Consider the following 18,830-nt stretch of genomic DNA (forward strand, 5'->3'; position numbering starts at 1 on the left):
GAGGGCGGTGGCGGTCATTCCTTTGCGCGGCATTTTTCGCCCGTGCGTCAAAGTTACTTTGAGCGATACGCACCAGATGGAACTGGGCGGGCGGCTGCCGCGAATCTTGCCGCAGCCGTAACAATCCAGCCCGGTTTATCTCCAGTATCTCCAGCGTTCTCCAAATCGTTTGGAGACACACGAAGCCTTACCCCACAAGGCTTTGCGGCCGATTCAGGCGTTTATCTCCAAATCTCCAACTCGTTTTGCACTGAGCGGACGGGCATTGACCGACTGCATCAACCTTGAAGCCAAGCCGGGCGCGGCTCTCCGGGATTCCAAGGGCATTGACGACGTGTTTTCGAGGGAGGTGTCCGCGATGCGCCCCGATCGGGCATTGTTGCGCCTGCCGCAAGTGTCGGGGCGGGCGGAAAGCGGGGGACCCTGCGTCTAGGGCAAAGACGCGGGGGCTCACACCCGCGTGTTTTTCCTACTCCCGGCGCGCCTAAGGGGGGTCATATTCATACCGACATGCAGGGAGCCGGCAGTGCGATGCCAACTCTGAGAAATCGGTGGGAGGTGCGCAGCAAGGGGGTCATACGCGTGGCGGCACGGGTCTATCTTGCCGCCGCGATCGGAATGATTTCCGCCCCGGCTTTGAGCTTGTCGAGGTAGTCCGCCCACTGTTGCATCATCGAGCGTCGTGCCTTGATGAACTTTGTTCGGTTGTACGCCCGCCCAAGGCTGTCAGGGACCGTATGCGCTAGTTGGTGCTCGATCACTTCCGGCTTTTCCTCCAACTCTTCATGCAGGATCGTCCGTGCCATTGCCCGGAAGCCGTGACCGGTAATCTCGGTGCGAGTGTCGTAGCCGAGCCGACGAAGGGCTGCATTGATAGCGGCCTCGCTCATCGGCCGATTTCGGTCGCGAGCACCGGGGAATACGTAGACGCCTTCGCCGGTCAGGGCGTGAAGCTCGCGCAAAATCGTGACAGCCTGCGCGGCCAGGGGAACAAGGTGATCCGTTTTCGTTTTGTTGACGAAATAGCGCCATTCGCCTTTGTCGAGGTCGAATTGCGCCCATTCTGCCTTTCGCAACTCACCCGGCCTAACGAACAGCATGGGGGCTAGCTTGAGCGCGCAGAGAACCGGGAACGTGCCTGTGAAGCCGTCGAACGCGCGAAGCATCTCGCCCACTTTCTCCGGCTCAGTGATTGAGGCAAAGTGTGTTGTCTGCGCGGGCGGGATTGCATCTACCAGATCGCGGGCCGGATCGGCCTTGCAGTGCCCCTCTTTGATGCCGTAGCGGAATACCCGGCTAATCTCGCTGCGGATGCGATGGGCGGTAAATCTGGCTCCACGCCCGTCTACGCGCTTCAGCACGGCCAGTATCTCCGGGGCGTCGATTTCAGCGATAGGGCGCTTGCCGAGCCATGGGAATACATCGTTCTCCATGCGGGCGAGCGTCTTGGCATGCTGCGCTGGCTCCACGGTCGTCTTGCGCTCGGCCATCCAGCCACGGGCGACAACCTCAAACGAATGGGCCGCCGCGAGCAGGCTGGCCCTTTTTTCCGCCTTCTTCGCTTCACCCGGATCGATGCCGGCAGCGAGCTTTTCACGGGCTTCGTCGCGCTTCTTCCGTGCGGTCGCCAATGTAACTTCCGGGTAGACGCCGAGCGAGTAGCGCTTTTCCTTGCCCCCAAATCGGTATTTGAGGCGCCACCACTTGCCCCCGCTCGGGGCGACTTCCAGATAGAGGCCGCCTCCGTCGAACAGGCGCACGGGCTTGTCGGCAGGCTTGGCGTTCCGGATGGCTGTATCGGTTAATGGCACGGGGGCAACTCCTTACAGGTGAGGCAATTTCGGATGGGTTGCCCCCAATGTTGCCCCCGCTTGCCCCCGGCTGTCTACGCACCACACGGCACTTTGCCGGAATGAAAAAACCCGCGAAGCCTTGTGCTGTCGCGGGTTTTGGGACTTCCGGGAATTTCTCGGAACTATGTCATGGTGCCCAGGGCCGGAATCGAACCGGCACGCCTTGCGGCGGGGGATTTTGAGTCCCCTGCGTCTACCAATTTCACCACCTGGGCTTGATCCTGGCCGCGCATGGTCGTACGCGGCGAAACGCGAATTATGGCGGAAAACCGGATGCCGGGCAAGCTGCCCGGCATCCGCACGCAAGTCACTGGCTCAGGTAGACGAAGCGACCCTGCTTCACGACGCCCATCACGCTCGCGCGCTGATCGAGCCCGACGTGATCCTTGTCGCTCGTATTGACGACGCCGTTCGGCACGACCAGTTCGTGCGCGCGTTCGAGCTCGCGGCGCAGCGCCGTGCGGAACGCGGGCGTGCCGGGCTGCGCGGCTTTCAACGCACGGCCGACCGCATCGGCCAGACGCGGGTACACGCCCGCCGCGTCGCCCGCGAACTGCGTGACCGTGCCGGCGCCGTACTTCGCCTCGTACGCGTCGACGAACGCGAGTGCGGCCTGGCGGGCCGGATGGTCGGCCGGCAGCGTGCGCGCGACGACGACCGGCTGGGTCGGGAACAGCGTCCCGTCGACGTCCTTGCCGCCCAGCTTGATGAATTCCGGCGTCGCGATCCCGTGGGTCTGGTAGACGGGGCCCTTGTAGCCGCGCTCGATCAGCGTGCGCTGCGGCAGCACGGCCGGCGTGCCCGAGCCCGCGATCAGGATCGCATCGGGCTTCGCCGCGATGAGCTTCAGCGCCTGGCCCGTGACGCTCGCGTCGGTGCGGTTGAAGCGCTCGGTCGCGACCACGCGAATCTTGCGCAGCTCCGCGAAGCGCGTGAATTCGTTGAGCCAGCTGTCGCCGTAGCTGTCCGCGAAGCCGATGAAGCCGACCGTCTTCACGCCGTGGTTGGCCATGTAGCGCGTCATCACGTCGGCCATCGCACGGTCGCCCTGCGCCATCTTGAACGCCCAGGTCCGCGCGCCTTCCTGCGGCTCGACGATCGCGCCGGAGCCGACCAGCGTGATCATCGGCGTCTGCGCGGCGGCCACCGCGTCGAGCGCCGCGAGCGCGGCCGGCGTGATGTTCGGCCCGACCACGACGTCGACGTGATCCTCGTCGACCAGCTTGCGGATGTTGCGTACCGCGTTGCCCGGGTCGGACGCGTCGTCGAGCACCGTGACCTGCACGGGCTGCCCGGCGATCGTCTTCGGCCACATCAGGATCGCGTTCTTGCTCGTGATGCCGATCGCGGCGGCCGGGCCGGTGGACGACAGGTCGACGCCGACCTTCAGGTCGGCATGCGCGGCCGCGCAGGCCAGCACGAGGGCGGCGCCGGCGGCGCGGCGCAACGAAGCGGGAAGCCGTGGCAGGGCGGGAAGCGTCATGCGGGAATCTCCGTCGGGCAGCAAAAAGGGGCGCGATATGCGCCCCCTGTGTTTATACACGCGGGCTCGAGAAAACGCCGGGCCGCCCCGGGTTCTGCCGAGCCCCTCGGGGCCTGGGCGCGCTTACAGCTCGTACGATTCGGATTCGCCCTTGAGCGCCTGTTCGATCAGCTTGCGGTTCAGCGTCGGCGACAGCAGCTCGACCAGCGTATACACATAGCTGCGCAGGTAGGCGCCCTGCTTGAGCGCGACGCGCGTCACGTTGCTGCCGAACAGGTGGCCGACCGGAATCAGCCGCAGGCCGCGGTCGCGCTCGGGATTGAACGCGATGTCGGCCATGATGCCGACGCCGAGTCCGAGCTCGACATAGGTCTTGATCACGTCGGCGTCGATCGCCTCGAGCACGATGTCCGGCGACAGCCCGCGCAGCGCGAACGCATGATTGATCTTCTTGCGCCCGGCGAATGCGTCGTCGTACGTGATCAGCGGGTATTGCGCGAGATCGTCCAGCGTGACCGGCTTGCGTTCGAGCAGCGGGTGGTCGGCCGGCACGACGGCCGCGTGATGCCACTGGAAGCAGGGTAGCGACACGAGCTCCTTGTAGTCGGAGATCGCCTCGGTCGCGATCGCGAGATCGGCCTGGTCGTGAATCACCATCTCGGCCACCTGCGTCGGGCTGCCCTGCAGGATCGACAGGTGGACCTTCGGGAACCGCTTCTTGAATTCGGCGATCGCGGCCGGCAGCGAGTAGCGGGCCTGCGTGTGGGTCGCCGCGATGGTCAGATTGCCCTGATCCTGCGCCGCATAATCCTTCCCGACCCTTTTCAGGCTTTCCACTTCCTGCAGGATCCGCTCGACCGATGCAAGGATGATCCGCCCCGGCTCGGTGAGCGAGCGCACGCGCTTGCCGTGCCGCGTGAAGATCTCGACGCCCAGCTCGTCCTCGAGCTCGATGATCGCCTTCGATACCCCCGGCTGCGACGTGTAGAGCGCCTTGGCGGCCTCGGTGAGGTTGAAATTCTGCCGGACGGCCTCGCGCACGAAGCGAAATTGGTGCAGGTTCATTTATAACCCTTCCGCATATCAACAGAATTTTTTAGTCGTTTGAAATATAAGGCGAGTTTATTACGATTCACCGGAGTTTTTCAAATATGGATATCTGTTTTCGTCATTAGCAATCCAGCCGGCAGCGGTTGGCGGCGGTGACGACGGAACGGAGATTCGGGCGCGACGTGGCTAGGACGTCGCGCGGTCACCACGAAAACCCTGGGGTCCCCGAATGTATCAGTACGACCAATACGACCAGACGATCGTCGACGAACGCGTCGCGCAGTACCGCGATCAGGTGCGCCGCCGGCTGTCGGGCGAGTTGAGCGAAGACGAGTTCCGTCCGCTGCGTCTGCAGAACGGCCTGTACATGCAGCGCCACGCGTACATGCACCGCATCGCGATTCCGTACGGCAACCTGCGCAGCGACCAGCTGCGGATGCTCGCGCGCATCGCCCGCGAGCACGACCGCGGCTACGGCCACTTCTCGACGCGCTCGAACATCCAGTTCAACTGGATCCAGCTCGAGGACACGCCCGAGATCCTCGCGAAGCTCGCGTCGGTGCAGATGCATGGCATCCAGACGTCGGGCAACTGCATCCGCAACATCACGGCCGACCAGTTCGCCGGCGTCGCGCAGGACGAAGAGATCGATCCGCGCCCGTGGGCCGAGATCCTGCGCCAGTGGTCGACGTTCCATCCCGAATTCGCGTGGCTGCCGCGCAAGTTCAAGATCGCGGTGTCGGGTTCGAAGCATGACCGCGCGGCCGTGCAGATCCACGACCTCGGCGTGTACCTGAAGAAGAACGCGCAGGGCGAGGTGGTCGCGAGCATTCTCGCGGGCGGCGGCCTCGGTCGTACGCCGATCGTCGGCGCGGTGATCAAGGAAGACCTGCCGTGGCAGCACCTGCTCACCTACTGCGAAGCCGTGCTGCGCGTGTACAACCGCTATGGCCGCCGCGACAACCTGTACAAGGCGCGGATCAAGATCCTCGTGAAGGCGCTGTCGCCGGCGAAGTTCGCGCAGCAGGTCGAGGAAGAGTGGCAGCACCTGAAGGACGGCCCGTCGACGCTCACGCAGGCCGAACTCGACCGCGTGTCGCGGTACTTCCAGCCGCCCGTCTACGAGAAGCTGGCCGACACCGACGCGTCGTTCGAACAGCACCTGCTCGAGAACAAGGCGTTCGCGCGCTGGGTCGAGCGTAACGTCGCGCCGCACAAGGTGCCGGGCTATGCGGCCGTCACGCTGTCGCTGAAGGATCACCGCGTGGCACCGGGCGACGCGACCGACGCGCAGATGGATCTGGTCGCCGACTGGGCCGACGCGTACTCGTTCGGCGAGCTGCGCGTGTCGCACGAGCAGAACCTGATTCTCGCGAACGTGAAGAAGCGCGACCTGTTCGCGCTGTGGGAAAAGGCGAAGGCGGCCGGTTTCGCGACGCCGAACATCGGCCTGCTGACCGACATCATCGCGTGCCCGGGCGGCGACTTCTGCTCGCTCGCGAACGCGAAGTCGATCCCGATCGCGCTGGCGATCCAGCAGCGTTTCGACGATCTCGACTACGTGTACGACCTCGGCGACCTGTCGCTGAACATTTCCGGTTGCATGAACTCGTGCGGTCACCACCACGTCGGCAACATCGGTATTCTCGGCGTCGACAAGGACGGCGCCGAGTGGTACCAGGTGTCGCTCGGCGGCGAGCAGGGCACGGGCCGCAACGGCGCGCGCCTCGGCCGCGTGATCGGGCCGTCGTTCTCGGCGGAAGAAGTGCCCGACGTGATCGCGAAGCTGATCGATACGTTCGTCGAGGCACGCATCGACGGCGAGCGCTTCGTCGATACGTACGATCGCATCGGCATCGCGCCGTTCAAGGAGCGCGTGTATGCGGCGCGCCAGGCAGTGAACGCGTAACCAACCGGGTAGAAGGAATTTGCAGATGGCTTCGATTATCAAGAACCGCGCAGTGATCGACGACGCATGGCAGGTCGTGCGCGCGGCGGAAGACGGTACGCTGCCCGCGGTCGACGCATTGCCGGCCGGCAAGGTGCTGGTGCCGTTCGCGTTGTGGCAGGCCGAGCGCGCGGCGCTCGTCGCCGCGAGGACGAAGGACGAACTCGGCGTGTGGCTCGCGCCGGATAGCGAACCGGCCGATCTCGTGGCCGACTTCGGCGCGATCTCGCTGATCGCCGTCGACTTCCCGCGCTTCGCGGACGGCCGCGGCTACAGCATCGCGCGCCTGCTGCGCGAGCGGCATGGCTGGACCGGCGAGCTGCGCGCGATCGGCGACGTGCTGCGCGACCAGTTGCTGTACATGTCGCGTTGCGGCTTCGACGCATTCGCGGTGCGGGCCGACAAGGACATCCACGACGCGCTGAACGCATTCACGGAATTCACGCAGCGTTACCAGGGCGCGTTCGACGAGCCGGCGCCGCTGTTCCGCCGCCGCGCGGCTGCGGCCGACACCAAGGTGAGCGCATGAGCACCGCGACCGCCACCGCGCTGACGCCGGAACTCGCCGCGAAGGTCGAGCGCCTCGACGCGCTGCTCGCGCGCATCGGCGAGCGTCACGACAAGGTGAAGTTCGCGAGCAGCCTCGCCGCGGAAGACATGCTGCTCACGCACGCGATCCTGTCGAAGGGCGTGCCGATCGGCATCTTCTCGCTGAACACGGGCCGCCTGCACGCGGAAACGCTCGGCATGATCGACCGCGTGCGCGAGCGCTACGGCTACGAGATCGAGCAGTTCCACCCGCGGCAGGACGCGGTCGACCAGTATGTGGCCGAGCACGGCCTGAACGCGTTCTACGAGAGCGTCGAGCTGCGCAAGTCGTGCTGCCATATCCGCAAGGTCGAGCCGCTGAACCGCGCGCTGGCCGACGTCGGCGCGTGGGTGACGGGCCAGCGTCGCGAGCAGTCGGTCACGCGCGCGGAGCTGCACGAGGAAGAACAGGACGAAGCGCGCGGGATCGCGAAGTACAACCCGCTCGCCGACTGGACGGAAGCCGACGTGTGGGCGTACCTTGACGCGTTCGACGTGCCGGTCAACCCGCTGCATGCGCGCGGCTATCCGAGCATCGGGTGCGAGCCGTGCACGCGCGCGATCCGCCCCGGCGAGGACAGCCGCGCGGGCCGCTGGTGGTGGGAGTCGCGCGACACGAAGGAATGCGGGCTGCACGTCACGACGATCACGCCGATTCCCGCGAATGCCGACGCCGGCGCCGCGCACTGAAAGCCGACAAGAAACCGAATATTGCGCCGCCCGCGACAGCGGGCGGCACGAACCCAGAAGAGAAGGACTGAAATCATGAGCACGACGCTCGAGCAATCCGCCTTTGCCCCGCCCGCCGGCGCCGACAGCCGCATGGGCCACCTCGACTGGCTCGAAGTCGAGTCGATCCACATCCTGCGCGAACTCGTGGCCGAATGCAGCAAGCCGGCGCTGTTGTTCTCGGGCGGCAAGGATTCGGTCGTCGTGCTGCATCTGGCGCTGAAGGCGTTCGGCCTCGGCGCGAACCGCAAGACGACGCTGCCGTTCCCGCTCGTGCATATCGACACGGGCCACAACTACGAGGAAGTGATCGACTTCCGCGACCGCCGTGCGCAGGAGCTCGGCGCCGAGCTCGTGGTCGGCCACGTCGAGGATTCGATCAAGCGCGGCACGGTCGTGCTGCGCCGCGAGACCGATTCGCGCAATGCCGCGCAGGCCGTCACGCTGCTCGAGACGATCGAGCAGCACGGTTACACGGCGCTGATCGGCGGCGCGCGCCGCGACGAAGAGAAGGCGCGTGCGAAGGAGCGCATCTTCTCGTTCCGCGACGAATTCGGCCAGTGGGATCCGAAAGCCCAGCGCCCGGAACTGTGGAGCCTGTACAACGCGCGCCTGCACAAGGGCGAGCACCTGCGCGTGTTCCCGATCTCGAACTGGACCGAGCTCGACGTGTGGCAGTACATCGCGCGCGAGAACCTCGAACTGCCGTCGATCTACTACGCGCACCAGCGCGAGATCGTGCGCCGCAACGGGCTGCTCGTGCCGGTCACGCCGCTCACGCCGATGCGTGACGGCGAGACGAGCGAGCTCGCGCAGGTGCGCTTCCGCACGGTCGGCGACATCAGCTGCACGTGCCCGGTCGAGAGCGACGCGGACGACGTCGAGAAGATCATCGCCGAGACGGCGGTGACCGAGATCACCGAGCGCGGCGCGACCCGGATGGACGACCAGGCGTCCGAAGCCGCGATGGAACAGCGCAAGAAGCAAGGTTATTTCTGAAGCACACGAGGACATTCACATCATGAGCATCATCGAGAACACCGAAGACCTCGGCGTGCTGCGTTTCATCACCGCGGGCAGCGTCGACGACGGCAAGAGCACGCTGATCGGCCGCCTGCTGTACGACAGCAAGGCCGTGCTGTCCGACCAGCTGTCCGCGCTGTCGCGCGCGAAGAACAAGCGCACGGTCGGCGACGAACTCGACCTCGCGCTGCTGACCGACGGACTCGAAGCCGAGCGCGAGCAGGGCATCACGATCGACGTCGCGTACCGCTACTTCGCGACCGCGAAGCGCAAGTTCATCATCGCCGACACGCCGGGGCACGAGCAGTACACACGCAACATGGTCACGGGCGCGTCGACCGCGCACGCGGCGATCATCCTGATCGACGCGACGCGCGTGACGATCGAGAACGGCGTCGCCGATCTGCTGCCGCAGACCAAGCGCCACAGCGCGATCGTCAAGCTGCTCGGGCTGCAGCACGTGATCGTCGCGATCAACAAGATGGACCTCGTCGACTACAGCGAGGCGCGCTTCAACGAGATCCGCGATGCGTACGTCGCGCTCGCGAAGCAGCTCGGCCTGACCGACGTGCGCTTCGTGCCGGTGTCGGCGCTCAAGGGCGACAACATCGTCGGCGCGAGCGAGCGCATGCCGTGGTACGCGGGCGAGCCGCTCCTCGACGTGCTCGAGTCTCTGCCGGTCGAGACGCAGGCGCATGACGCGCTGCGCTTCCCGGTGCAGTGGGTCGCGCGCCAGGACGGCAGCTCGGCCGACGATTTCCGCGGCTACATGGGCCGGATCGAGTCGGGCGAAGTGAAGGTCGGCGATACGATCGTCGTGCTGCCGTCGAACCGCACCGCGACGGTCGCCGAGATCATCGCACCGGTGCCGGGCGGCACCGCGGCCGTGCCGCATGCATTCGCGGGGCAGACGGTGACGATTCGCGTCGAGGAAGACGTCGACGTGTCGCGCGGCGACATGTTCGTCACGACCGCCGAGCCGGTCGAGCCGGCGAAGAAGCTCGAGGCCGACCTGTGCTGGTTCGACGAGGCGCCGCTGTCGCCGCAGCGCAAGTACCTGCTGAAGCAGACCACCAGCACGGTGTTCGCGAAGATCGGCGCGGTCAAGCAGGTGCTCGACGTGCATACGCTGTCGCACGCGACCGACCGTCAGGAACTGAAGATGAACGACATCGGCCGCGTGGCGCTGACGCTGCAGAAGCCGATCGTTTGCGACACGTACGATGCGCATCCCGGTACGGGCGCGTTCGTGCTGATCGACGAGGCGACGCATCACACGGTCGCCGCGGGCATGATCCGGGCGTTCTCGGCATAACGCGCATGAGCGGCATGACCGGCGTTCAGCGCCGCCCACGCGGCGGCGCGCGCCGGCCGGCATCCGCATGAGCATGAGCACGACTAGCGAAGCGACAAACATGGGCAAGGTGTATCTGATCGGAGCAGGGCCGGGCGCCGCGGACCTCATCACGGTGCGCGGCATGCGGCTGCTCGAGCAGGCCGACGTGGTGCTGCACGACGCGCTCGTCGAGCCGGCGATGCTCGACTACGCGCCGAACGCGCGCAAGATCGCCGTCGGCAAGCGTTGCGGGCAGCGCTCGACCGCGCAGCATTTCATCAACAAGCAGATCGTCGATGCGGCGCGCGAGCACGCATGTGTCGTGCGGCTGAAGGGCGGCGACCCGATGCTGTTCGGCCGCGCGGAAGAGGAAATGCGCGCGCTCGAGGCGGCAGGCATCGACTACGAGGTCGTGCCGGGCATCACCGCGGCGCTGGCCGGCGCGGCGACGCTGAAGCGGTCTCTGACGCTGCGCGGCGTGTCGCGCAGCGTCGCGTTCGCGACGCACAGCCGCGCACCGGGCAGCGACGAGATCCGCGAGGCCGCGCGCGCCGATTCGATCGTCTACTACATGGGCCGCGACAGCGCGCCCGGCATCGCACAGCAGCTGATCGACGCGGGCCGTGCACCCGCGACGCCGGTCGCGATCGTCGAGGCGTGCAGCACCGCGCGCGAGCGCACGCTGACGCTGACGCTCGCGCAGATGGCCGCGGGCGACGCGCAGGCGTGGCTCGACCCGGCCGAACCGAGCCTGCTGATGATCGGCGATGCGTTCGCCGAACGCGTACGGATCGCGAAAGAGGGCGACGCGTTGCGCAATGCCGCTTGAGTCGGCGGAGCGGTCCGCGTGACAGGCGATGCGGCGATGGGTCCGATAGGTGAAAAAAAAGCGCTGGCTACCGAAGCCAGCGCTTTTTTGTTTGGGCTCGCCGCTACGGCTCGCCGCTACGGCTCGCCGCTTCGCTCACGCGTCGCGATCGATCTGCTCGATGCAGTAGCGCGCGACCGCGTCGAGCACGCCGTCGTCTTCGCCGACGGCTGTCGCGCAGCGGATGTCGACGCCCGGATGCGCGGCGCGGCATGCGTCGACGAGTTGCGGCAGATCGCGGCGCACATGGCCGCCCTGGCCGAAAAAGACCGGCACCACGGTGATGCGCGTGCAGCCGGCCGCGGTTTGCGCGGCCACGGCCTCACCGAGCGACGGCGTCATCAGTTCGAGGAACGCGAGCGACACCTGCGTGGCGGGGGAGCCAGCGCCGCGCAGCCGCGCGGCGAGCCGCTCGAACGGCTCGGCCCAGCGCGGATCGCGGGCGCCGTGGCCGAACAGGACGATACCGTGCGAATGCATGTCGAAGCCTCCGTCGCGACGCGGCGCTCAGTGCCGGTCGACCCACTTGAGCGCGAACAGGCCGAGCGCGAGATAGATGAGGCCCGGCGTCGCGGCAGTGAGCGGCGCGGGCCACGTGTTCAGCGTGCCGATGTGCGAGAACAGCGTGTTGAGCAGCTGGAAGCTCATGCCGAGCATGATGCCGCCGAACACCTTCACGCCGACCACGCCGGCCCGCGTGTGCAGGTACGCGAACGGCAGCGACAGCACGAGCATCACGAACACCGCGAACGGATACAGCAGCTTGCGCCACAGCGCGATGTCGTAGCGCTGCGTGTCCTGCTGGTTCTCGCGCAAGTGCTGGATGTAGCGGAACAGGTTGATGATCGACATGCGCTCCGGCGACACGAGCAGCACCGACAGGATCTGCGGCGTCAGGTCGGACCGCAGCCGGTATTCGGGCAGCGACACCTGCTGCGACCGGTACACGGGGTTCAGCGCATCGGCCGGCTGGCCGCTGACCGGCTTGATCGGCGTCAGCTCGGTTTCGGTCACGCCCGTCAGCAGCCAGTGGCCAGGCGGCTCGTAGCGGCCGGTCTGCGCGATCCGCACGTTCTGCAGCTGGAATTTCGAATCGAATTCGTAGATGCGCACGTTGCTGATCGTCGAGTCGGGCGACAGGCTGCCGACGTTGACGAAGCGCGTGACCTGCTCGCCGTTCTCGCGGGCCGCGAGCGTGTCCTTTACCCACACGCCCGACTGGAAGTTCGACGACACCGACGCGCCGAGCGCCTGCAGCCGCACGCGCTCGGACAATTGATCCGCGTACGGCCCCACGAATTCGCCGATCAGGTAGGTGACGATCACGAGCGGCACGCCGATCTTCAGCAGCGAGCGCAGCGCCTGGTTGGTCGCGAGGCCCGACACGCGGAAGATCGTGAATTCCGAGTTCGCGGCCATCTGCGCGAACACGTAGATCGCGCTGATCAGCGCGGCGACCGGGATGATCTCGTAGAAGCGCGACGGCGTCTGCAGCGCGACGCGCAGCACCGCGTAGCCGAACTTGTAGTTGCCGTGCCCGACCGAGTTCAGTTCGCTGATCAGGTCGAAGAAGAAGAACAGGCCGGAGAACGCGAACAGGATGAAGATGAACGTGACGTAGATCTGCCGCGCGAAGTACTTTTCATAGAGCCGCATCGATCATGCTCCCGAGCGGCCGAACAGCGCGCGTGTCAACAGCGGGCGATTGCGCACGCGCAACCAGAAAATGAACGCGACGATCGCCGCGACGAGCACGTGCAGCCCGACGAGGCCGACGCCGAACGACATCTTGCCCTGCTCGATCTGCGCCTGCACGACGTTCAGCAGGTTCGAGTACGTGAGGTAGATCAGCACGGCCATCACGAGATTGATCGTGCGGCTGCGACGCGGGTTCTGGTACGAGAGCGGGATGCCGAGCACCATCAGGTTGATCGCGATCAGCGGCAGCCCCGCGCGCCACGCGAATTCCGCGAGGTTGTCGCGCGTCGGGTTGCGCAGCAGGTCGGGGGTGGGCGTGCTGTTGGTGGTCTGCACGTTGACGACCGGCTTGCTCGTGATCTTCACGCCGTAGCGTTCGAACTCCATGATCTTGAAGTTCGGCTGACCGGGCGTGCCGTCGTAGCGGCGGCCGTCCTCGAGGACGACGAAACGATCGCCGTCCTTCGAGGTTTCCGTGTGGCCCGTCTGCGACACGACCACGTTGAGCTTGCCGTTTTCCGTCGACGTGACGAATACGTTCTGCACCTTGCTCTGGTCGGGCGACATCTTCTCGATGAAGAACACGCGATGATTCGCGGCCGATTCGCGGAACTGGCCGGGCGCGAGCAGCGAGATCTCGTCGCGCTGCTGGAAGCGCGCCTTGATCATCTTGCTCTGCTGGTTCGACCACGGCCAGCCGACGAACGCGAAGAAGGTGATCAGCAGGATGATCGGCGTGGCGAACACGCCGATCGGCTTGATGAGGCGCGTAAGGCTCACGCCCGACGCGAGCCACACCACCATTTCGGAGTCCCGGTACCACCGGGTCAGCACGAACAGGATGGACACGAACAGCGTGACGACGAGCATCACGGCGAGGTAGCCGATCACGGTCAGGCCGATCAGCACGAGCACGTCGCGCGGATCGATTTCGCCGGACGCGGCGTAGCCGACGATGCGAATCATCATCGTCGTGAGCATGATCGTGAGCAGCACCATGAACACGGCGCCAGCCGTATACGCAAGCTCGCGCTGGAGGGAGCGTTCGAAGATCATTCTTGATGAGAAGAGGGCGGGAGGCTGCGCACGCGTGGTGGAGCGCTCGCGCCGCCACGGGAAAAATAGCGGATAATTGCGGCTTTCATCCTTAGCCCAGATTTTATCCGAGGACAAGCGCGATGGACTTTAGCATAAAAGGCTGTGATTGGAGCAAAGGCGAGGCCAAGGGGTTCCTGACCGGGAAGTCCGACTGCATCGTGCTCGGCATCTTCGAGGCGCAGACCCTGTCGGGCGCGGCGCTCGACATCGACACGGCCACCAAGGGGCTGATCTCGCGCGTGGTGAAGGCCGGCGACATGGACGGCAAGCGCGGCAAGACGCTGTTCCTGCACGAAGTATCGGGCATCGGCGCGTCGCGCGTGCTGCTCGTCGGGCTCGGCAAGCAGGATGCTTTCAATCAGAAAGCCTACAACGACGCGGTCACCGCCGCGTGGCGCGCGCTGCTGGCGACCAAGGTCGTCCAGGTCACGTTCTCGCTCGCGCAACTACCGGTCGACGAGCGCAGCTCCGACTGGGGCGTGCGCGCCGCGATCCTCGCGCTGCGCAACGAGACCTACCGCTTCACGCAGATGAAGAGCAAGCCGGAACCGGCGTCGCACACGCTCAAGCGCGTCGTGTTCAGCGTCGACCCGGCGGACGAGAAGGCCGCGAAGGTCGCGATCAAGCAGGCCGTCGCGCTCGCGAACGGGATGGATCTCACCCGCGATCTCGGCAACCTGCCGGGCAACGTCTGCACGCCGACCTATCTCGGCAACACCGCGAAGAAGATCGCGAAGGATTGGGGCCTGAAGGCCGAAGTCCTCGGGCTCAAGCAGATCCAGGCGCTGAAGATGGGGTCGTTCCTGTCGGTCGCGCGCGCGTCGGTCGAGCCGCCGCAATTCATCGTGCTGCACTATCAGGGCGCCGCCGCGAAGGCCGCGCCGGTCGTGCTGGTCGGCAAGGGCATCACGTTCGACACGGGCGGCATCTCGCTGAAGCCGGGCGAGGGCATGGACGAGATGAAGTACGACATGTGCGGCGCGGGCTCGGTGCTCGGCACGATCCGCGCGGTCGCCGAGATGGGCCTGAAGATCAACGTCGTCGCGATCGTGCCGACCTGCGAGAACATGCCGGGCGGCAACGCGACGAAGCCGGGCGACATCGTCACCAGCATGAAGGGGCTGACGATCGAGGTGCTGAACACCGACGCCGAAGGCCGCCTGATCCTGTGCGACGCGCTCACGTATGCCGAGCGCTTCAAGCCGGCCGCCGTGATCGACGTCGCGACGCTGACGGGCGCGTGCGTGATCGCGCTCGGCGCCCACAACAGCGGGCTGTTCTCGACGAACGACGCGCTCGCGGGCGAACTGCTCGACGCGTCGCGCGAGGCGAACGACCCGGCATGGCGCATGCCGCTCGACGACGAGTACCAGGAGCAGCTGAAGTCGAATTTCGCGGATCTCGCGAACATCGGCGGGCGTCCGGCCGGCGCGGTGACCGCGGCGTGCTTCCTGTCGCGCTTCACGGAGAGCTATCCGTGGGCCCACCTCGACATCGCGGGCACCGCATGGAAGGGCGGTGCCGCGAAGGGCGCGACGGGCCGTCCGGTGCCGCTGCTCGCGCAGTTCCTGATCGATCGCGCCGGCCAGTGATGGCGGTACCGACGACGCAGCGGGTGAGCGGGCAATGACGCGGATCGATTTCCACTCGAACGTCGGCGATTCGCTCGCGTATGCGTGCCGGCTGCTGCGCAAGGCCTATCAGGCCGGGCAGCCGGTCGTCGTGCTCGCCGAGCCCGCGCGCCTGCGCGCGCTCGACGAGCGGCTCTGGACGTTCTCGCCGCTCGATTTCATCCCGCATTGCGGCGTCGACAGCGAGCACGCAGCCGGCACGCCGATCGTGCTGGCCGCCGATCTCGATCGCGCGCCGCATCACCACGTGCTGCTGAACCTCGGCGCGACCGTGCCCGCGCAGTTCGCCCGCTTCGAGCGCCTGCTCGAAGTGGTCGGCAACGCGCCGGACGAGCTGGCCGCGGGCCGCGACCGCTACCGGTTCTACCGCGACCGCGGCTACGCGCTGAACAATTACAAGCAGGGCGGCTAGCCGCAACCGTCGACGGAGTGTTCCCGTGACAGAAGCCGATTCATCCTCGATCCCGACGCTGACCGACGTGCTGGTGCCGGGCAAGCCGGCGCCGGCTCACTCGTCCGCATCGGCCGCCGTGTCCGCGTCGGCCGCACCCCTGCCGCACGACAGCGCGGCGATTCCGGTGCTCACCGACGTGATCGTCCCCGGCGCAGGCGCCGCGCCAGCTCCCCCGAAAACCGAAGCCGACCCCGAATCCGTCCTCGTCGAACCCGTGCCGACGCCGCACGTCCCGGCTGTCGAGTTGCGGGGAGACGTGGTGACGCCTGCGGATGCGGGCGAGACCGATGCGCCGGCCGAACCGGGCGCCGCCGGGCACGTGGTTGCCGAAGAGGCGGCGGCGATGACGGCGCCGCTGCGCTCGTCGCTGGTCGATGAGGGGTTGCCGCAGCCCACGTTCGCCGCGATTGCGCGCGAGGCGGCCGTGCACGCGCCCGAGACGGCAGTGCCGCACGCGGGCCCGTCGGGCACCGCACCGCTGCCGGACGCAGCCGCCGCGGCCGCGCTCACGCCCGAGGATGCGCAGCACATCGCCGAACGGCTGCGCCATCGCCTGACGAACTATCTGACCGGGGCGGGGCGCGACGCCATCGAAGCGCGTTGTCGCGATGCGCTGCATGAACATTCGGCCTGGCTGGTCGGCCAGGTCACGCGCGAAGTCGCACTTGCACTGGAAACCGAGGTGATGGACTGGGTGCGCGATGCGGTCGACGAAGAAATCGCCCGCCGTCGCGCCGGGCATGCCGGCTGAACGGCCATCGTTCGCGACGGTGAAAAAGAGGGAGCGGCTGGGTAAGGGCCTGCGAAGCCGGCGGTGAGGCGCCGGTCCGCCGGTCAGGGCGGCCCGCCTGCGACGCCCTGCACGGCATGGGCACGCCGCGCGGGTATCCGCGTCAGCGTACCGACAGCACCCACTGGGCAAGCGTGTGCGCTTCGGCGCTCGTCAGTTGCGTATTGGCGGGCATCGGCACGCTGCCCCATACACCGACGCTGCCTTTCACGATCGATTGCGCCAGATAATCGACGGCGTCGCCGCGCGCCGCGTACTTGCCGGCGATGTCGTGGAACGACGGCCCCATCAGCGGCTTGCCGACGGCATGGCAGGCCATGCAGTTCTTGCGTTGCGCCAGCGCGAGCCCGCCGGCCTGGTCGGCACGGGCCGCCGCCGCGCTGCCGGTCAGCAGCGTGGCGAGCAGCACGCGCAATATCGTCTGTTTCATGCGGTTCTCCGCCGGCGGGGACGGCCGGCTTCATGGTCCGCGCATTATAGAAGCAAAGGGGAAGCACGTTTTGCGCGTTCCCCGGCCGCCCCGTTTATCGGGGTCGTATGCGATGCGCGCCCCGTATCAGCCTGTGACCGCGCCCTGGTTCGCCGGCCGGGCGAGCGCCGCGAATTTCGCGAGCACCCCGCGCGTATAGCGCGGCGCCGGCTGTTGCCATGCGGCGCGACGGCGCGCGAGTTCCGCATCGTCGACGTTCAGTTGCAGCAGCAGCCGGTGCGCGTCGATCGTGATCGAATCGCCTTCCTGCACCAGTGCGATCGTGCCGCCGACGAATGCCTCCGGCGCGACGTGGCCGACCACCATGCCCCAGGTGCCGCCCGAGAAGCGGCCGTCCGTGATGAAGCCGACCGATTCGCCGAGCCCCTTGCCGATGATCGCGGAGGTCGGCGCGAGCATTTCCGGCATGCCCGGGCCGCCTTGCGGGCCGAGGTAGCGCAGCACGAGGATGTCGCCCGCGCGGATCCGGTCGCCGAGGATCGCGTCCATCGCGCTCTGCTCGTCGTCGAACACGCGCGCCGGGCCCGTGATCACCGGGTTCTTCAGGCCGGTGATCTTCGCGACCGCGCCGTCTTCCGCGAGATTGCCCTTCAGGATCGCCAGATGGCCTTCCTTGTACAGTGCACGGTCGATCGGGAAGATGACGTCCTGATCCGCGCGCGGCACGGCCGGCACGTCCTTCAGTTCGTCGGCGATCGTGCGGCCGGTAATCGTCATGCAGTCGCCGTGCAGCAGCCCCGCGTCGAGCAGGATCCTCAGCACCTGCGGAATCCCGCCGGCCCGGTGCAGGTCGGTCGCGACGTACTGTCCCGACGGCTTCAGGTCGCAGATCACCGGCACGCGCTTGCGGATGCGCTCGAAGTCGTCGATCGTCCAGTCGACCTCGGCCGCGTGCGCGATCGCGAGATAGTGCAGCACCGCATTGGTCGAGCCGCCGGTGGCCATGATCACCGACACCGCGTTCTCGATCGATTGCTTCGTGATGATGTCGCGCGGCTTCAGGTCGCGCTTCACCGCCTCGACCAGCACGCGCGCCGATTCGGCGGCCGAATCGACCTTCTCCTGGTCGGGGTTCGCCATCGTCGACGAATACAGCAGCGACATCCCGAGCGCCTCGAACGACGAGCTCATCGTGTTCGCGGTGTACATGCCGCCGCACGAACCCGACGTCGGGCACGCGTTTTTCTCGACGCCTTCGAAATCCTCCTGCGACATCCGGCCCGCGGTGAATTCGCCGACGGCCTCGAACGCCGACACGATCGTCAGGTCGCGGCCTTTCCAGTTGCCCGGGCGGATCGTGCCGCCGTACACGTAGATGCCCGGCACGTTCAGGCGCGCGAGCGCGATCATGCCGCCCGGCATGTTCTTGTCGCAGCCGCCGACCACCACGACGCCGTCCATCCACTGGCCCTGCACGCAGGTTTCGATGCAATCGGCGATCACTTCCCGCGACACGAGCGAGTACTTCATGCCTTCGGTACCCATCGACATGCCGTCCGAAATCGTCGGCGTGCCGAAGATCTGCGGATTCGCGCCGGCCGCCTTCACGGCCTCCACGGCCGCGTCCGACAGCCGCTGCAGGCCGGAATTGCACGGCGTGATCGTCGAATGGCCGTTGGCGATGCCGATCATCGGCTTGTCGAAATCGTCCTTCTGGTAGCCGAGGGCGTAATACATCGAGCGGTTCGGCGAACGGGCCACGCCTTGCGTGATGTTTTTAGAGCGGCGGTTGTACGACATGGGGAGCTCCATCGTAGTTTTGGCGACGCCGGCGCGAACGGCGTGCCGGTT

The 18,830-nt window shown here is 66.7% G+C and carries 17 protein-coding genes and 1 tRNA gene; 9 read left to right on the forward strand and 9 right to left on the reverse strand.

Annotated elements, in window-relative coordinates:
- Positions 1–596 precede the first annotated feature (596 nt).
- The 4 genes from C5F75_RS05430 to C5F75_RS05445 all read right to left on the reverse strand — a co-directional run bounded on the left by C5F75_RS05430 (position 597) and on the right by C5F75_RS05445 (position 4,401).
- Positions 597–1,811: a tyrosine-type recombinase/integrase gene (locus C5F75_RS05430; protein WP_050012082.1), complete on the reverse strand. Its 1,215-nt coding sequence runs from the start codon at positions 1,809–1,811 to the stop codon at positions 597–599.
- 172 nt (positions 1,812–1,983) lie between these two features.
- Positions 1,984–2,068 (reverse strand) — tRNA-Leu (locus C5F75_RS05435).
- Positions 2,069–2,160: 92 nt separating this feature from the next.
- Positions 2,161–3,336, reverse strand: a complete 1,176-nt coding sequence (locus tag C5F75_RS05440; protein ID WP_059646257.1) for an ABC transporter substrate-binding protein — start codon at positions 3,334–3,336, stop codon at positions 2,161–2,163.
- Between the two features lie 123 nt (positions 3,337–3,459).
- Positions 3,460–4,401, reverse strand: a complete 942-nt coding sequence (locus C5F75_RS05445) for a CysB family HTH-type transcriptional regulator (RefSeq protein WP_027785173.1) — start codon at positions 4,399–4,401, stop codon at positions 3,460–3,462.
- A gap of 214 nt (positions 4,402–4,615) precedes the next feature.
- Between C5F75_RS05445 and C5F75_RS05450 the strand changes: the two genes are divergently transcribed.
- The 6 genes from C5F75_RS05450 to cobA all read left to right on the forward strand — a co-directional run bounded on the left by C5F75_RS05450 (position 4,616) and on the right by cobA (position 10,839).
- The gene (locus tag C5F75_RS05450) at positions 4,616–6,295 is read left to right on the forward strand and encodes a nitrite/sulfite reductase (protein ID WP_089465064.1); all 1,680 of its coding nucleotides are present in this window, start codon (positions 4,616–4,618) and stop codon (positions 6,293–6,295) included.
- 25 nt (positions 6,296–6,320) lie between these two features.
- The gene (locus tag C5F75_RS05455) at positions 6,321–6,863 is read left to right on the forward strand and encodes a DUF934 domain-containing protein (RefSeq protein WP_060311872.1); all 543 of its coding nucleotides are present in this window, start codon (positions 6,321–6,323) and stop codon (positions 6,861–6,863) included.
- Positions 6,860–7,612: a phosphoadenylyl-sulfate reductase gene (locus tag C5F75_RS05460; protein ID WP_059646263.1), complete on the forward strand. Its 753-nt coding sequence runs from the start codon at positions 6,860–6,862 to the stop codon at positions 7,610–7,612. Before C5F75_RS05455 ends, C5F75_RS05460 begins: the two co-directional genes overlap by 4 nt.
- A gap of 75 nt (positions 7,613–7,687) precedes the next feature.
- Positions 7,688–8,650, forward strand: coding sequence for a sulfate adenylyltransferase subunit CysD (cysD, locus tag C5F75_RS05465; protein WP_104011951.1), 963 nt, complete (start codon positions 7,688–7,690; stop codon positions 8,648–8,650).
- 22 nt (positions 8,651–8,672) lie between these two features.
- Positions 8,673–9,989, forward strand: coding sequence for a sulfate adenylyltransferase subunit 1 (locus C5F75_RS05470; protein WP_059576771.1), 1,317 nt, complete (start codon positions 8,673–8,675; stop codon positions 9,987–9,989).
- 100 nt (positions 9,990–10,089) lie between these two features.
- Complete coding sequence (cobA, locus tag C5F75_RS05475; RefSeq protein ID WP_059576768.1) at positions 10,090–10,839, forward strand: uroporphyrinogen-III C-methyltransferase; 750 nt, start codon at positions 10,090–10,092, stop codon at positions 10,837–10,839.
- 135 nt (positions 10,840–10,974) lie between these two features.
- Here cobA and C5F75_RS05480 read toward each other — a convergent pair whose 3' ends face one another.
- Genes C5F75_RS05480 through lptF form a run of 3 tightly spaced genes read right to left on the reverse strand, consistent with a single transcriptional unit; the run spans position 10,975 to position 13,632 of the window.
- On the reverse strand, positions 10,975–11,358 hold the full coding sequence (locus C5F75_RS05480; RefSeq protein ID WP_104011952.1) for a sirohydrochlorin chelatase: 384 nt from the start codon (positions 11,356–11,358) through the stop codon (positions 10,975–10,977).
- A 27-nt stretch (positions 11,359–11,385) separates the two neighbouring features.
- Positions 11,386–12,534 carry an LPS export ABC transporter permease LptG gene (lptG, locus tag C5F75_RS05485; RefSeq protein WP_059576762.1) on the reverse strand — a complete coding sequence of 383 codons (1,149 nt, stop codon included), beginning with the start codon at positions 12,532–12,534 and terminating at the stop codon, positions 11,386–11,388.
- A gap of 3 nt (positions 12,535–12,537) precedes the next feature.
- The gene (lptF, locus tag C5F75_RS05490) at positions 12,538–13,632 is read right to left on the reverse strand and encodes an LPS export ABC transporter permease LptF (protein WP_059576759.1); all 1,095 of its coding nucleotides are present in this window, start codon (positions 13,630–13,632) and stop codon (positions 12,538–12,540) included.
- A gap of 122 nt (positions 13,633–13,754) precedes the next feature.
- On the opposite strand from lptF, the gene C5F75_RS05495 reads away from it, so the two are divergent.
- From C5F75_RS05495 to C5F75_RS05505, 3 genes are read left to right on the forward strand one after another with little or no spacing between them, the layout of a single operon-like run.
- The gene (locus C5F75_RS05495) at positions 13,755–15,266 is read left to right on the forward strand and encodes a leucyl aminopeptidase (RefSeq protein WP_060010213.1); all 1,512 of its coding nucleotides are present in this window, start codon (positions 13,755–13,757) and stop codon (positions 15,264–15,266) included.
- A gap of 34 nt (positions 15,267–15,300) precedes the next feature.
- A complete protein-coding gene (locus C5F75_RS05500; protein ID WP_006484796.1) occupies positions 15,301–15,717 on the forward strand; it encodes a DNA polymerase III subunit chi in 417 nt (138 codons plus the stop codon).
- A 25-nt stretch (positions 15,718–15,742) separates the two neighbouring features.
- The gene (locus tag C5F75_RS05505; protein ID WP_104011953.1) at positions 15,743–16,510 is read left to right on the forward strand and encodes a DUF2486 family protein; all 768 of its coding nucleotides are present in this window, start codon (positions 15,743–15,745) and stop codon (positions 16,508–16,510) included.
- A gap of 142 nt (positions 16,511–16,652) precedes the next feature.
- Here the strand turns inward: C5F75_RS05505 and C5F75_RS05510 are convergent, their stop codons facing one another.
- A complete protein-coding gene (locus C5F75_RS05510) occupies positions 16,653–16,979 on the reverse strand; it encodes a c-type cytochrome (protein WP_059576751.1) in 327 nt (108 codons plus the stop codon).
- Positions 16,980–17,105: 126 nt separating this feature from the next.
- Entirely contained in the window at positions 17,106–18,779 is a 1,674-nt protein-coding gene (gene ilvD, locus C5F75_RS05515; protein ID WP_104011954.1) for a dihydroxy-acid dehydratase, read from the reverse strand.
- Between the last annotated feature and the right edge of the window lie 51 nt (positions 18,780–18,830).

The sequence above is a fragment of the Burkholderia anthinoferrum genome (assembly GCF_002925705.1).
GTDB classification, from domain to species: Bacteria; Pseudomonadota; Gammaproteobacteria; order Burkholderiales; family Burkholderiaceae; genus Burkholderia; species Burkholderia semiarida.